12 protein-coding genes and 1 tRNA gene are annotated in these 13062 nt (G+C 67.6%); 4 read left to right on the top strand and 9 right to left on the bottom strand.

The features are described from left to right. Positions 1-46: 46 nt before the first annotated feature. The 9 genes from HFK18_RS10715 to HFK18_RS10675 all read right to left on the bottom strand — a co-directional run bounded on the left by HFK18_RS10715 (position 47) and on the right by HFK18_RS10675 (position 8056). A complete protein-coding gene (locus HFK18_RS10715) occupies positions 47-1006 on the bottom strand; it encodes an alpha/beta hydrolase (protein WP_180166274.1) in 960 nt (319 codons plus the stop codon). 157 nt (positions 1007-1163) lie between these two features. Next, positions 1164-1240, bottom strand: a tRNA-Asn gene (locus HFK18_RS10710). 22 nt (positions 1241-1262) lie between these two features. After that, positions 1263-1733 (bottom strand): 23S rRNA (pseudouridine(1915)-N(3))-methyltransferase RlmH, encoded by a 471-nt coding sequence (gene rlmH, locus HFK18_RS10705; protein WP_025879294.1) that lies wholly within the window; start codon positions 1731-1733, stop codon positions 1263-1265. Between the two features lie 63 nt (positions 1734-1796). After that, a complete protein-coding gene (gene rsfS, locus HFK18_RS10700) occupies positions 1797-2210 on the bottom strand; it encodes a ribosome silencing factor (protein ID WP_025879295.1) in 414 nt (137 codons plus the stop codon). Positions 2211-2268: 58 nt separating this feature from the next. Continuing rightward, on the bottom strand, positions 2269-2934 hold the full coding sequence (gene nadD, locus HFK18_RS10695) for a nicotinate-nucleotide adenylyltransferase (RefSeq protein ID WP_099818984.1): 666 nt from the start codon (positions 2932-2934) through the stop codon (positions 2269-2271). A 3-nt stretch (positions 2935-2937) separates the two neighbouring features. Further along, entirely contained in the window at positions 2938-3975 is a 1038-nt protein-coding gene (gene holA / locus HFK18_RS10690) for a DNA polymerase III subunit delta (RefSeq protein WP_099818983.1), read from the bottom strand. A gap of 12 nt (positions 3976-3987) precedes the next feature. Then, a complete protein-coding gene (gene lptE / locus HFK18_RS10685; RefSeq protein ID WP_180166273.1) occupies positions 3988-4563 on the bottom strand; it encodes an LPS assembly lipoprotein LptE in 576 nt (191 codons plus the stop codon). 139 nt (positions 4564-4702) lie between these two features. Then, on the bottom strand, positions 4703-7342 hold the full coding sequence (gene leuS, locus HFK18_RS10680; RefSeq protein WP_180166272.1) for a leucine--tRNA ligase: 2640 nt from the start codon (positions 7340-7342) through the stop codon (positions 4703-4705). 105 nt (positions 7343-7447) lie between these two features. Beyond that, positions 7448-8056: a DUF998 domain-containing protein gene (locus HFK18_RS10675; RefSeq protein ID WP_180166271.1), complete on the bottom strand. Its 609-nt coding sequence runs from the start codon at positions 8054-8056 to the stop codon at positions 7448-7450. Between the two features lie 153 nt (positions 8057-8209). Here HFK18_RS10675 and trxA point away from each other — a divergent pair, with 153 nt between their 5' ends. The 4 genes from trxA (at position 8210) to HFK18_RS10655 (ending at position 13049) form a co-directional block, all read left to right on the top strand. Then, positions 8210-9067: a thioredoxin gene (gene trxA / locus HFK18_RS10670; protein ID WP_180166270.1), complete on the top strand. Its 858-nt coding sequence runs from the start codon at positions 8210-8212 to the stop codon at positions 9065-9067. A gap of 107 nt (positions 9068-9174) precedes the next feature. Beyond that, positions 9175-10875 carry a FecR domain-containing protein gene (locus tag HFK18_RS10665; RefSeq protein ID WP_180166269.1) on the top strand — a complete coding sequence of 567 codons (1701 nt, stop codon included), beginning with the start codon at positions 9175-9177 and terminating at the stop codon, positions 10873-10875. Next, on the top strand, positions 10872-12506 hold the full coding sequence (locus HFK18_RS10660) for a CHASE2 domain-containing protein (RefSeq protein WP_180166268.1): 1635 nt from the start codon (positions 10872-10874) through the stop codon (positions 12504-12506). Before HFK18_RS10665 ends, HFK18_RS10660 begins: the two co-directional genes overlap by 4 nt. A 90-nt stretch (positions 12507-12596) precedes the next feature. Beyond that, positions 12597-13049 (top strand): DUF4442 domain-containing protein, encoded by a 453-nt coding sequence (locus HFK18_RS10655; protein WP_032975063.1) that lies wholly within the window; start codon positions 12597-12599, stop codon positions 13047-13049. The last annotated feature ends 13 nt before the right edge of the window (positions 13050-13062 follow it).

Raw genomic sequence — 13062 nt, 5'->3', positions numbered from 1 at the left:
CGCGCAGGCAGCCGAGCATGGCTTGTAGGTTCCTCCCGGCTCGGCTCTACAACCGGCGTTTCGGCAGCATGCCGATGTCGTGCATCCAGCGTTCGGCCAGGCTGGGCCATGCCGACACCGGCGCATCTTTCAGGCGCAGGCCGAACGCGTGGCCGCCGCGTGCGAACAGATGCATTTCAACCGGCACTCCCGCTTCGATCAGTGCACGCTGATAGGTCAACGCGTGACGGACATCGTCCGTGGGGTCGTCGGCGGCCTGCACGATGAACGTAGGCGGCACCTTGGCATCGACCACGATGTCTTTTTCCAGCGAATCATCCTTGCGTACCCAGAGATGCCCCGGATACAGCAGCATCGCGAAGTCCGGCCGGCTGGACTGCGCATCCGCCGCATCCAGCGCTGCATAGCTGCGCTGCGCATGCGTGCTCAACCCGGCCACCACATGGCCGCCGGCCGAGAAGCCGATCACGCCCAACCGTTGCGGATCGATCTTCCAGTGTGCGGCCTGCGCACGCAGCAGGCCCATTGCCCGTTGCGCATCCTGCAATGCCATCGGCACGGCGGGAATGTCGCGGCAGTTGCATTCGCGATTCCAGTTCGGTCCCGAGGCGGGTACGCGATACTTCAGCAGCGCACAGGTGACGCCTTGTGCGGTGAGCCAACCACAGATCTCGCTGCCTTCCAGGTCGATCGCCAGCACGTTGTAGCCACCGCCCGGTACCACCATCACTGCGGTGCCGCTGGGCGTGCCTTTCGCCGGGAACACGGTGAGCGTGGGCACGGCCACGTTCTGCAGCATCATCCAGTGCTCGCCACTGGCCCTGGAGACGGTTTCGCTGACCTGCTCGGGGCCTTTCAGCTTCGGCGGCGCCATCACCTGGCCGTCGGGCCAGAGAGGAAATTCAGTGGTACCGGCCGGCGGTTGCCAGGTGGCAGGCGCGGCGGCTGATGCAGCTAACGGCTGCGAGGCCAGCAACAGTGAAACAGCGAAGCTGATCGCGCGCATCGTCAACATCCACGTGATGAACCTGCATTGTAGAGTCGGGCTCGCTCGACAGATTGCATGCAATGCATCCACGCATGGCGTGGATCTACCGCCGCACGCGATTGCACGGCACGACGCAAAAAAAGGCCTGCATCTTGCGATGCAGGCCTCTTGAAAGTGGCGCCCGAAGTTGGACTCGAACCAACGACCCCCTGATTAACAGTCAAGTGCTCTAACCGGCTGAGCTATTCGGGCAGACCGCCAGTATAACGACTCTTCACGCGCGATGGTAGGGGTGATTGGCCAACATCGCAGCGGCGCGATACAACTGCTCGGCCACCACCAGCCGCACCAGCATGTGCGGCAGCGTCAGCGGGCCGATCGACCACTTTTCATCGGCCAGCGCAGACACTTCCGGCGAATGGCCTTCCGGCCCGCCAATCAGGAACGCCAGGTCCCTGCCCTGTCCGCGCCAGTGTTCCAGGCGCTGTGCCAGCTGTTCGGAACTGAGCTGGCGGCCCGGCACGTCCAGTGCAACGACATAGGCATTCTTCGGCAACGCGGCGATCACCCGCTTGCCTTCGTCTTCGGTGGCACGACGTGCGTCCCGCCCTTTGCCGCGCAGGCCGGGCTCGATCTCCACCAGCTCGAAGGGCAGCCAGTGCGAGAGCCGCTTCTGGTACTCGGCAAACCCCTGCGCCACCCAGCTGGGCGCGCGTTCGCCAGTGGCGATCAGGCGGGCTTTCATCAACATTCCTCCAAAACGTCGACGGCGCCATCGGCGCCGTCGAAAACCGCATCAACGAATGGCTCAGGCCACTTCGTCGTCGTCGTAGGACGGCGGCTGGTCGCCAACGGTCCACAGGCGCTCGAGCGCGTAGAACTCGCGCACGCGCGGCAGCATCACGTGCACGATGACGTCGCCCAGGTCGACCAGCACCCATTCGGCTTCACGCTCACCTTCAACACCCAGCGGCATGACGTCGATGTTCTTGGCGAAGCGCACGACTTCGTCGGCGATGGACTTCACATGGCGGGTAGAAGTACCCGACACGACCACCATGTAGTCGGCGACGCTGGACTTGCCGCGCACGTCGATCTCGACCGGGTCCTTGGCCTTCAGGTCTTCGGTGGCTTGACGGACGCTGGCCAGCAGTTCCGGCACGGAGGGCGGCGGGCTGGGCAGATCGACCTTGATGGTCTGGGGCTGGGTCTGGTTGCTCAAAGCGGGTCGACTCGATAAACGTGGGGGCGATTATACGGCCACAGCGCGGCAACCGTATTCACGAGGTGGCGGAGCGGTACAGGCCGTGGCCAGAAACATAGTCGGCCACCGCCGGCGCCAGCATGGCCCGCCAGGGGCCGCCTGCGGCGATCTGGGTGCGCACGGCGCTGGCCGATTCCTCGCGCAGCGGGTGGTGCAGGCGCAGGATGCGGCCGGCCGGGCTGGCAAACAGCGCCTGCTCGTTGTCGGCCCAGCGGCCCTCGGTGGCCTGCCCCAGCGCGCCGTCGACACTGGCCCGCAGCGGACTGCCCGGACGCTCGGCGACGATGAAATGGGCCAGCCCGAACAGCGCCTGCCACTCATGCCAGCTGGGCAGGCCGAGCAGGCTGTCGGCCCCCACCAGCCACGCCAGCGGGCGGCTGGGGCCAAGTTCGGCACGCAGTTCGCGCAGGGTATCGACGGTATAGGACGGCCGGCCGGGAAAGCGCGCGGCCCGATCCAGCTCATGACGGTCCAGCAGCAGGCCCGGCTCATCGCCGATGGCCAGGCCGAGCATGGTGCAGCGTTGTTCGGCGGTCGCGCCCGGCACCGCGCGGTGCGGCGGGTCGGCGGCAGGCAGCATGCGTACCGCCACCTGCAGTTCATCGCGTGCAGCGCGCGCGATCGCCAGATGGCCCAGATGCACCGGGTCGAAGGTGCCCCCGTAATAGATCCGCAGGCTCATGGATCAGGCCCGGGCGAGCAGCCGTACCGCGCGCGCCTCGGCCACCGCCACCAGCAGGCGCTCAAGCGCGAGCCAGGCATCGCCGTCGGCTCGCCCCTTGGCGATGCGGTCAACCAGCCCGGCTTCGGCCACGAAACGCTCCCAGCGCTTGCCTTCCGGGTGCCGCTGCAGCGCACGCTTGTAGGGTGCCTGCCGTGATTCCCAGATACCGCGGGATTTCATCTCCGCAGCCAGGTTGCCGCCGCGTGCCTGGACCCGTGCCAGGCCGGCACCAGCCAGCAGTTCGCGGATCACGATCGGCATCAGCGCGGCCACGGCCTCGCCTTCGCCGCGCAGACCGGCCAGCATCCTCAGCACCGCCTGCGGCTGGCCGGAGAAGGTGGATTCGACCAGCCGGAACACGTCGTAGCGGGCGGCATCGGCCACCAGCGATTCCATCCGTTCCACGTCCAGGGTCTGGCCATCGGCCAGCAGTGCGAGCTTGTCGATCTCCTGCGCCGCGGCCAGCAGGTTGCCTTCCACGCGCTCGGCCAGGCGTTGCACGGCGGCAGGCTCGGCGCGCAGGCCTCTGCTGCGCAGGCGCCGTTCGATCCAGTCCGGCAACTCGTGCGGCTTGATCGCCCAGGCCACCGACAGCACGCCGACGCGGTTCACCGCCTCGGCCCACTTGCCCTGGTGGGCCTTGCTCCATTCATTGGCGGTGATCATCAGGATCACGTCCGGCGCCGGATTGGCGCAGAACTGGCTGATCACCTCGCCACCGTCCTTGCCCGGCTTGCCACTGGGCAGGCGCACTTCCACCAGGCGGCGGGCACTGAACAGGCTGGGGGCGTGAAAACTGGCGTCGAGCTGGTTCCAGTCGAAATCGCGGCCATCGGCGTCGAACACTTCGCGCTCGTCGATGCCGGCCGCGCGTGCGCGGGCACGCACGGCGTCGGCTGCCTCCAGCACACGCAGTGTTTCCGGACCGGCGATCAGATAGACCGGCGCCAGCGCCGTGTCAGCGCCCTGCCCGGCCAGCTGTTCCGGTCGCAGTTCCATCAGGCGCCCGGCTCAGTGCTTGACGGCGGGTGCGGGCTCGACCGGATCGTGCTCGACCGGCTTCGGCGCCGACAGGCTGCCGCCCTTTTCCAGCTCGGCGCGGACCACGCTGTCGATGCGGCGGATGATCGAGGCGGACATTTCCCGGCGCAGTTCATCGGCCAGGATCTCGCGTTCGGTGGTGGTACCGGTGGCGTCGGTCGGCGGCGACACGTAGTCGCGCGACAGTTCGATCACCTGCTGCGGCACCAGCTCGCTACCGTCTTCGCGGCGGAAGATGAAGATCACCGCATAGCGCAGGCTGTATTCCTGTGCGCGGCCCTGCGAGTCGATCGCGATGGGCAGGTCGCCCCAGCGTTCGGACAGCACCTGCAGCTGGGCATTGGGGCCCTTGCTGTCCTCATCGGCCAAGCGAGCACCGGAGGCCAGCAGGCTGCGGTTCAACAGCTTGACCAGCTCACTGTAGGGCGCGGTGGATACCACCTTCACCGGTGCCGTGTCGGTCGGCAGCATCAGCTTGTTGCGCAGGTGGAAACCGCAGCCGGCGAGGCCGAGGGCGAGAACGAGGGCAAGCAGGATTCGGGTCATGGAGACAGTCTGGCGGAGCCGGGCGATCACGGCAACAGACAGGGTGCCCGAGGCCGCGTGAACGCAGGGCCATCGGCCGGGCACGCCCGGCGTGGCGACAACGCACCGGCCGCCAGGATGGCGGCCGGTGCGGGGTACATCAGGCAGCGACGATGTTCACGATCTTGCCGGGGACGATGATGATCTTTCGCACCGTCAGGCCTTCCAGGAACTTGGCCGCGTTCGGCTCGGCCAGGGCCAGCGCTTCGATCTGCTCGCGCGCGGCATCGGCGGCGACCTCGATCGTGCCACGCAGCTTGCCATTGACCTGCACGGCCAGGGTCAACGCATCGCGCACCAGCGCACTGCTGTCGGCCTGCGGGAACGGCTGGTCTTCCAGCAGCGTTTCGCCATGGCCCAGCACCTGCCACAGGGCGTGGCTGGCATGCGGGGTGATCGGGTTGAGCAGCAGCACGATGGCCTGCAGTGCTTCCTGGCGCACGGCGCGCCCCTGTTCACTGCCGTCCTCGAACTTGGCCAGCGCGTTCATCAGCTCCATCACCGCGGCAATGGCGGTGTTGAAGCTGTGGCGGCGGCCGTAGTCGTCGCCGACCTTGCCGATGGTCTCGTGGGTCTTGCGGCGCAGGGCCTTCTGGCCGGCATCCAGCGCGGCCGCGTCGAGCGCCGGTGCGGCCCCGTCGGCAGCGTGCTTCTGCACCTGTGCCCACAGGCGGCGCAGGAAGCGGGCCATGCCGTCCACGCCGGCTTCGTTCCATTCCAGCGACTGTTCCGGCGGTGCCGCGAACATCGAGAACAGGCGCACGGTGTCGGCGCCGTACTTGCCGACCATCGCCTGCGGGTCCACGCCGTTGTTCTTCGACTTGGACATCTTCTCGGTACCGCCGACCACCACCGGCTGGCCGTCGGCGATCAGGGTGGCGCCGGTGATGCGGCCGCGCTCGTCGCGCTGCACTTCCACATCGGCCGGGTTGATCCAGTCCTTCGAGCCGTCCGGGTTCGGGCGGTAGTAGGTCTCAGCGATCACCATGCCCTGGCACAGCAGGTTGCGCGCTGGTTCGTTGCTGTCCACCATCCGCGCGTCGCGCAGCAGCTTGTGGTAGAAGCGGAAATACATCAGGTGCAGGATCGCGTGCTCGATGCCACCGATGTACTGGTCCACGGGCAGCCAGTAGTTGCCGCGCTTGTCGACCGCATCACGGGCACCCGGCGAGGTGTAGCGGGCGTAGTACCAGCTCGACTCCATGAAGGTATCGAAGGTGTCGGTCTCACGCTCGGCCGCGCCACCGCATTCCGGGCAGGTGGTCTTGCGCCATTCCGGATCGGTCTTGATCGGCGAACCGGTACCGGCGAACGCCACGTCTTCCGGCAGCACCACCGGCAGCTGGTCTTCCGGCACCGGTACCGCGCCACACTTGTCGCAGTAGATCACCGGAATCGGGCAGCCCCAGTAGCGCTGGCGGCTCACGCCCCAGTCGCGCAGTCGGTAGTTCACCCGGCGCTGGCCCTGGGCCTTGCGCTCGAACCGTTCGGCCAGCGCCTCGAAAGCGCCCTGGAAGTCCAGGCCGTCGAACTCTTCGGAGTTGACCAGTTCGGTCTCGCGGGTCTTGTCGCCGTACCAGTCCTGCCAGCGCGTCGCGTCGTAGGCGCCTTCGTCCTTGCGCAGCGACTTCAGCGCGATGACCTGGCGGATCGGCAGGTTGTACTTGTTGGCGAATTCATTGTCGCGCTGGTCGTGGCCCGGTACGGCCATCACCGCGCCAGTGCCGTAGCCCATCAGCACGAAGTTGGCGACCCACACCGGCACCTGGGCACCGGTAACCGGATGCACGGCGCGCAGGCCGGTATCCATGCCGCGCTTTTCCTGGGTCTCCAGCTCGGCCTCGGACACGCCACCCTGCTTCATTTCCGACAGCAGCGCAGCCAGTTCCGGGTTGTTCTTCGCGGCATGCAGCGCCAGCGGATGTTCGGCCGCGATCGACACGAAAGTCACGCCCATCACGGTGTCCGGGCGGGTGGTGAACACGCGCAGCGGATCCAGTGCGGCGCCATCGACGTCACGCACGTCGAACTGGATTTCCAGGCCTTCGGAGCGACCGATCCAGTTGCGCTGCATGGTCTTGACCGAGTCCGGCCAGCCATCCAGCTCATCCAGGCCGTCCAGCAGTTCCTGGGCGTAATCGGTGATGCGCAGGAACCACTGCGGAATCTCGCGCTTTTCCACCAGCGCGCCGGAGCGCCAGCCACGGCCGTCGATGACCTGTTCGTTGGCCAGCACGGTCTGGTCGACCGGGTCCCAGTTGACCACCGCGTTGCGGCGGTAGGCCAGGCCCTTGCGCATCAGGCGGGTGAACATGCGCTGCTCGTGGACGTAATAGTCCGGGCGGCAGGTGGCAAACTCGCGCGACCAGTCGATGGCATAGCCCAGCGACTGCAGCTGGCTGCGCATGTGGTCGATGTTCTTGTAGGTCCAGGCGGCCGGCGCGGTCTTGTTCTTGATCGCAGCGTTTTCCGCCGGCAGGCCGAACGCGTCCCAGCCCATCGGCTGCAGGACGTTGTGGCCGGTCATGCGCTTGTAGCGGCTGATCACATCGCCGATCGTGTAATTGCGCACGTGGCCCATGTGCAGCGCACCGGACGGATACGGAAGCATCGACAGGCAGTAGTACTTCGGCTTGTCCGAGGCTTCATCGACCTCGAAGGCACGGGTAGCATCCCAGTACTGCTGGGCGGCGGATTCAACCTGCTGCGGATCGTAAACGTTGGGTTCGACGCTGGTCATGTAACACGCGGTTGCGGCGGCAAAGCGGTACAGCGTACCGCAGTGCGGCAAATGGCTCCAATCCTGCCTGCCGGGCCGGCGCGCGGCGAGGCAGCAGAAACCGTCTCAGCGCCTGCGCGACAGAGGCAGGGCCAAGGCCAGCCACAGCGCCCAGCAGGCAAAGGCCAGCCGCTGCGCCAGCGCCGCCGGCAGTACGCCCGGCAGTCCAAAGGCGAGCAGACCGGCACCGATCCCGCAGCCCAGCGCCAGCAGGCCCAGCCTGCGCCCGCCGGGATGCCGCAGTCGTGCCGCCCCCAGCATCACGCTGCCGGCGACAAAGGCCAGTGCCCAGACCATCCACACGCTGGCGTGCAGCTTGCTGGCCGGGCCCTGCATATCCATCTGGCCCTCAAAATCCAGCGGCAGCAGGCCCATCGCGATGAAGGCAAGCGCGGCCAGCAGCAGCATCTGGCTGCCCACGCGTGCCGTCCAGGCGGCGTCCACCGGCAGTTGCCGGCGCAGGCGCTCGGCAACGACCACCGCCAGTGCACCCGGCAGCACCAGGCCCAGCAGGTTGAAACCCAGCGCATGGGGAATGCCGTGCGCGCCCAGCCAGGTCACCGGATGCAGTGCCTGCGAATAGTCCGGCAGCGCCGCACCGAAGCCGACCACCGACAGCACGAACAGGGCAGCGGCGAGCACGCCCACCCAACGATCCAGCCGAACCACGGACATCGCAGCCACTCTTCAGAAGAACATCAGCACATTGTCGCGGCAGCTGCCAGCTCCGCCAAGCTGTCCAGGATTTCACGATGGGTATGACCACAGGGTTGAGACCGACAGGGTTCGTCACCATAGAATCGGTCTCCAGATGCCGAACGATGCCCCATGACCGAGACGACCTACGTATTCGACGCCACCACCGCTACCTTCGAGGCGGAAGTGCTGCAGAAGTCGCTGCAGACGCCGGTCCTGGTGGATTTCTGGGCGACCTGGTGCGAGCCGTGCAAGACCCTCGGCCCGATGCTGGAGAAGCTGGCCGGCGAATACAACGGCGCCTTCGAGCTGGCCAAGGTCGATGTGGACAAGGAACAGCAGATCGCGGCGGCCTTCCAGATCCGTTCGGTGCCCACCGTGTTCCTGGTCAAGGGTGGGCAGCTGGTGGACGGCTTCCCCGGCGCCCTGCCGGAAGGTCAGCTGCGAGAATTCCTGGCACAGCACGGCGTGGTGCCGGCTGATATCGGCGACACCATTGCCGAGGACGAGGCCCCGCTGGACCCGCAGGCGCAGGTGGACGTGCTGCGCGCGCAGATCGCCGCCGAGCCGGATAAGGACGAGCTGAAGCTCGACCTGGCCCTGGCCCTGCTGCAGGTCGGCGGCGTGGACGAGGCCGGCACCCTGATCGATGCCCTGCCCGCCAACCTGGCCACCGACGACCGCGCCGTGCGTGGCCGCGCGCGGCTCTCCTTCGCCGCCGCGCTGAAGGAAGCCCCGCCTGCGGAGGTGCTGGATGCGCGCATCGCCGCCGATGGCAAGGATCTGCAGGCGCGTCACCTGCGCGGTGTGCAGCTGCTGCTGGCAGGCCAGGACGAAGCCGCGCTGGAACAGTTCCTGGAGATGCTGCGGATCGACCGCGGCTTCCAGGAAGGACTGCCGCGCAAGGCGCTGATCGATGCCTTCAACGTCATCTCCGATGAAGACCTGGTGGGCCGCTCGCGGCGCCGGATGGCCTCCCTGCTGTTCTGAACGGCAACGGCACCGTTCAGAATCCCTGCACTGAACGCGGGCAATAATGCCCGCGATGGTGGCCTCCAGGGCCGCCACGATCCGTTCGGGGGGATGAGGTCGGGGCCATGGGGTCTTGCAGCTGCGCCCCCGCTTTGCCGGGACAGCATTCCGTGACCGTTGGCCGCTCTTCGTCTTTCATCATCCGTTTCCTGCGCACGCTGTTGTGTGCCCTCTTCCTGTTGCCAGCGCTCGCCGGCGCGCAGGACTGGAACTATCGGGTCCGCCCCGGCGATACCCTGTGGGACCTGGGCGCGGCCTACCTCAAGCCCAGCGTGGGCTGGCAGCAGCTGCAGCAGCACAACCGCATCGACAACCCTTACCGGCTGCCGCCGGGCGAACTGCTGCGCTTCCCGATCGGCTGGCTGCGCGTTGAACCCGCCCCGGCGCGGGTACTGGCCGTGCGTGGGCAGGTTGAACTGAGCGCAGCCGATGGCAGCAGCAACCGCGCCGTGCGCGCAGGCGAAGAGCTGCACATCGGCGATGCGATCCAGACGAAGGCCGATTCCAGCATCACCCTGGAATTTGCCGACGCGTCGCGCTTGCAGCTGCGCGAGTACTCACGCCTGCGCCTGGACCAGCTCAGCCGCTATGGCCGCACCGGCATGGTCGATACCCGCCTGCGCCTGCAGCAGGGCCGCGCCAGCAACCGGGTCACCCCGGCGCGCGGGCCGGCCTCTCGCTACATCATCGATGCACCGACGGCCACCAGCAGCGTGCGCGGCACCGTGTTCCGGGTCAGTGCCGGCGACGACGCCCAAGCCGGCGCCACCGAAGTACTGGAAGGCAAGGTGCAGGTCGGCAACCCGCATGGCCAGCGTCTGGTGCACCCTGGCCAGGCCAGCCGCAGCGCGGGCAGCGGAACGGCACCCGAAGCGGTTTCCGGTCTGCTGCCGGCACCGCACCTGCGTGCCGATTCGACCCGCCTGGGAGCCTTGCCGGCCCAACTTGCCTGGGAACCGGTGACGGGTGCCGATCACTACCGGGTGGAAGTCGTGCAGGCCGCAACTCCGGAAATCCTGTTGTTTGCGGCCACCACCACCGACACCGGGCTGGCGATCGGCGAGCTGCCGCCGGGAGCGCTGCGCCTGCTGCTGCGCGCAGTGGATGCACAGGGTGTGGAAGGTCTCGATGCCAGCGAGGATTTCCTCCTCGGCGACCAGCCGCCACCGCCGCTGACCATTTCCCCGGTGCAGGGGCAGACGGTCAACAGCGACCGGCCGCGTTTCCACTGGAGCCAGGCGCCCGGTGCCAGCAGCAGTGTGCTGCAGGTGGCCGACGAACCGCAGTTCCTGCAGCCGCTGCGCGAGCAGAGCACCGATGGCACCGACCTGCGCCTGGGCGAGCCGCTGCCGCCCGGCCAGTACTACTGGCGGATCGCTTCGCGTGATGGCCAGGGCCATCAGGGTCGCTATGGCCAGGCACTGACGCTGCAACTGAGCAATGAACCGGTGGACCCGGCGCTACAGCCGCCCGAAGCCACCGATGGCGAGCTGACGCTGCGCTGGCAGGCGGGAAGCGATGGCCAGCGCTACCGGGTGCAGGTCGATCGTCGCGGTGATTTCAGCGCGCCGCTGGTCGATGCCACCGTTGACGAACCGCAGGTCAGCCTCAAGCGCCCGTGGCGCGGCACGCTGCACATCCGTGTGCAGTACATCGACGACGACGGCCACGCAGGCCCGTTCTCGCCTGCCCAGCAGGTCAAGCTGCCGTGCCGCCTGTGCTACGGCGCGGGCGGCGGCGCCCTGCTGCTGTGGCTGTTGCTGTGAGGCGCTCGCCGCTGCCGTGGTCGCGACGGATCCTGTTGGCCCTGCTGGCAGGTGTAGCGACTGCGGTGGTCAGCCACGGCCAATGGCTGTGGCGGCAGGATGAGACGGCGTACGACATGATGGTCGGCAGCTGGGATTACCGTCCTGACCCCAGCGTGCTGATCGTCGCCATCGACGAGGGCAGCCTGCAGCGGCTGGGTCAGTGGCCGTGGCCGCGCTCGGTGCATGCCCGCCTGCTGGACCGCCTGACCGACGCCGGTGCCGAGCGCGTCGCGCTGGACCTCATGCTGTCCGAGCCCGACCGCCGCGATGCACGCCAGGACGCCGAGCTGGCCGCGGCGATCCGTCGCAACGGCCGCGTGGTGCTGCCGGTGCTGGCCGCCCCGGCGGCCGGCGACCGCATGGCCGAGGAGATGCTGCCGATCCCGCTGATTGCTGCCAGCGCTGCCGCCATGGGCCACAGCGATGTTGAAGTCGACGGCGATGGTGTCGCCCGCGGGGTCTACCTGCATGCCGGCATCGGCCAGGCGCACTGGCCGGCACTCGGCCTGGCGTTGACCGGTCTGCCGCCGCAACGCGCACACGGCCTGCCCGACCCCGACCCGGCGCTGGACTCGCCCTATCAATGGCGCCGCAATGATTACGTGCGCATGCGTTATGCCGGGCCACCGGAACGCCTGCCGCAGGTGTCCTACGCCGATGTGCTGGATGGGCGCGTGGATGCCTCGATGCTGCGTGGCAGGCGCATCGTGGTCGGCATGACGGCCAGCGGCATCGCCCTCCGCCTGTTGACACCCACCACCCGCGAATACTGGATGAGCGGCAGCGAGTACCAGGCCAACCTCGCCTCGATGCTGCTGCAGGACAAGCAGATCGACGTGTTGCCCCGCGCCTGGCAGGACACCCTGGCCGGCGTGCTGGTGGCGATGTGCGTACTGCTGCTGGGGCTGCGTCTGCCCTGGGTGGTTGCCCTGTGCTCGCTGCCGGCCGCGCCGCTGCTGAGCTGGCTGCTGCTGCGCACCAGCAGCCTCTGGTGGGCGCCGGCCAGCGCGCTGCTCGGCGTCGTGCTGGTATTGACCGTATGGGCGACCTGGCGGATCGCCTCCTGGCACCGCCAGGCCAACCGCGATGCGCTGACCGGACTGGGCAACCGCCTGCGCTTCGAACAATCGCTGCAACAGGAATGCGACGCGGCACGCCGCAGCGGCAAGCCACTGACCCTGGCCCTGATCGATGTCGACCACTTCAAGCACCACAACGATCGTCATGGACATCAGGTCGGCGATCGTGTGCTGTGCGAAGTGGCCCGCCTGATCCAGGCGCATGCCCGGCGCCCCCGTGACATGGCTGCCCGCTACGGCGGCGACGAGTTCGCATTGGTGCTGCCCGACACCCCGGTTGAAGGCGCACGGCAGGTGATCGAAGACCTGATCTCCTGCATCCGCGCCCTGCCACCGCCCGGCGATGGCAGCGAGACGGGTGTCACCCTGACCATCGGCGTCTATACCCGCGTGCCGGACAGCGACCTGCAACCGCATCATTTCGTCGAAGGCGCCGACAACGCGCTTTACCGGGCCAAGGACAATGGCCGCGACGGTTATGTGATCGACGGCGGCACGCCCGGGCCATAGCGGCCAGCAGGCCTGATGTGGATGCCACGGGCTACAACATACGCATGCGAATGGTTAGACTGGGATCCCTGCCCCCTGCCCGGTTCCCGCATGAAAGCCAGCACGTTCCGCTTCGGCATCAATCTGTGGCCACCGTTCCTGTTCACCGGCATCCATGTCACCCGGATCACCCCGGACTACCGGCAGATCGACGTGGAACTGCGCCTGCGCCCCTGGAACCGCAACTACGTCGGTACCCACTTCGGCGGCAGCCTGTTCGCGATGACCGATCCGTTCTGGATGCTGGGCCTGATGCATACCCTGGGCCGTGACTATTACGTCTGGGATCGCGCCGGTGCGATCGACTTCCTCAAGCCCGGCCGCGGAACGGTGCGCACCTCGTTCCGCATCGATGACGCCCTGCTGGATGAACTGCGTACGGCGGCGGCCGGCGGCGAAAAAGTGCTGCGCTGGTTCAGCAACGACGTGGTCGACGAAGCTGGCGAGGTCGTCGCGCAGGTACGCAAGCAGGTCTACGTGCGCCTGAAGCCACACGCACGGTAAAGCGGGTCGGCTG

The sequence above is a fragment of the Stenotrophomonas sp. SbOxS2 genome (assembly GCF_013416715.1).
GTDB lineage: Bacteria > Pseudomonadota > Gammaproteobacteria > Xanthomonadales > Xanthomonadaceae > Stenotrophomonas > Stenotrophomonas lactitubi.
The sequence above is the reverse complement of the archived record's forward strand: the minus strand, read 5'-3'. Positions and strand labels throughout refer to the sequence as shown.

Excerpts from the sequence above, each read along its gene's own strand:
- leuS (WP_180166272.1), bottom strand. The coding sequence starts at position 7,342 with ATGACCAGCGTCGAACCCAACGTTTACGATCCGCAGCAGGTTGAATCC.
- HFK18_RS10675 (WP_180166271.1), bottom strand. The coding sequence starts at position 8,056 with ATGTCCGTGGTTCGGCTGGATCGTTGGGTGGGCGTGCTCGCCGCTGCC.
- HFK18_RS10715 (WP_180166274.1), bottom strand. The coding sequence starts at position 1,006 with ATGCGCGCGATCAGCTTCGCTGTTTCACTGTTGCTGGCCTCGCAGCCG.
- lptE (WP_180166273.1), bottom strand. The coding sequence starts at position 4,563 with ATGACCCGAATCCTGCTTGCCCTCGTTCTCGCCCTCGGCCTCGCCGGC.
- trxA (WP_180166270.1), top strand. The coding sequence starts at position 8,210 with ATGACCGAGACGACCTACGTATTCGACGCCACCACCGCTACCTTCGAG.
- rlmH (WP_025879294.1), bottom strand. The coding sequence starts at position 1,733 with ATGAAAGCCCGCCTGATCGCCACTGGCGAACGCGCGCCCAGCTGGGTG.
- HFK18_RS10665 (WP_180166269.1), top strand. The coding sequence starts at position 9,175 with ATGGGGTCTTGCAGCTGCGCCCCCGCTTTGCCGGGACAGCATTCCGTG.
- holA (WP_099818983.1), bottom strand. The coding sequence starts at position 3,975 with ATGGAACTGCGACCGGAACAGCTGGCCGGGCAGGGCGCTGACACGGCG.
- nadD (WP_099818984.1), bottom strand. The coding sequence starts at position 2,934 with ATGAGCCTGCGGATCTATTACGGGGGCACCTTCGACCCGGTGCATCTG.
- HFK18_RS10655 (WP_032975063.1), top strand. The coding sequence starts at position 12,597 with ATGAAAGCCAGCACGTTCCGCTTCGGCATCAATCTGTGGCCACCGTTC.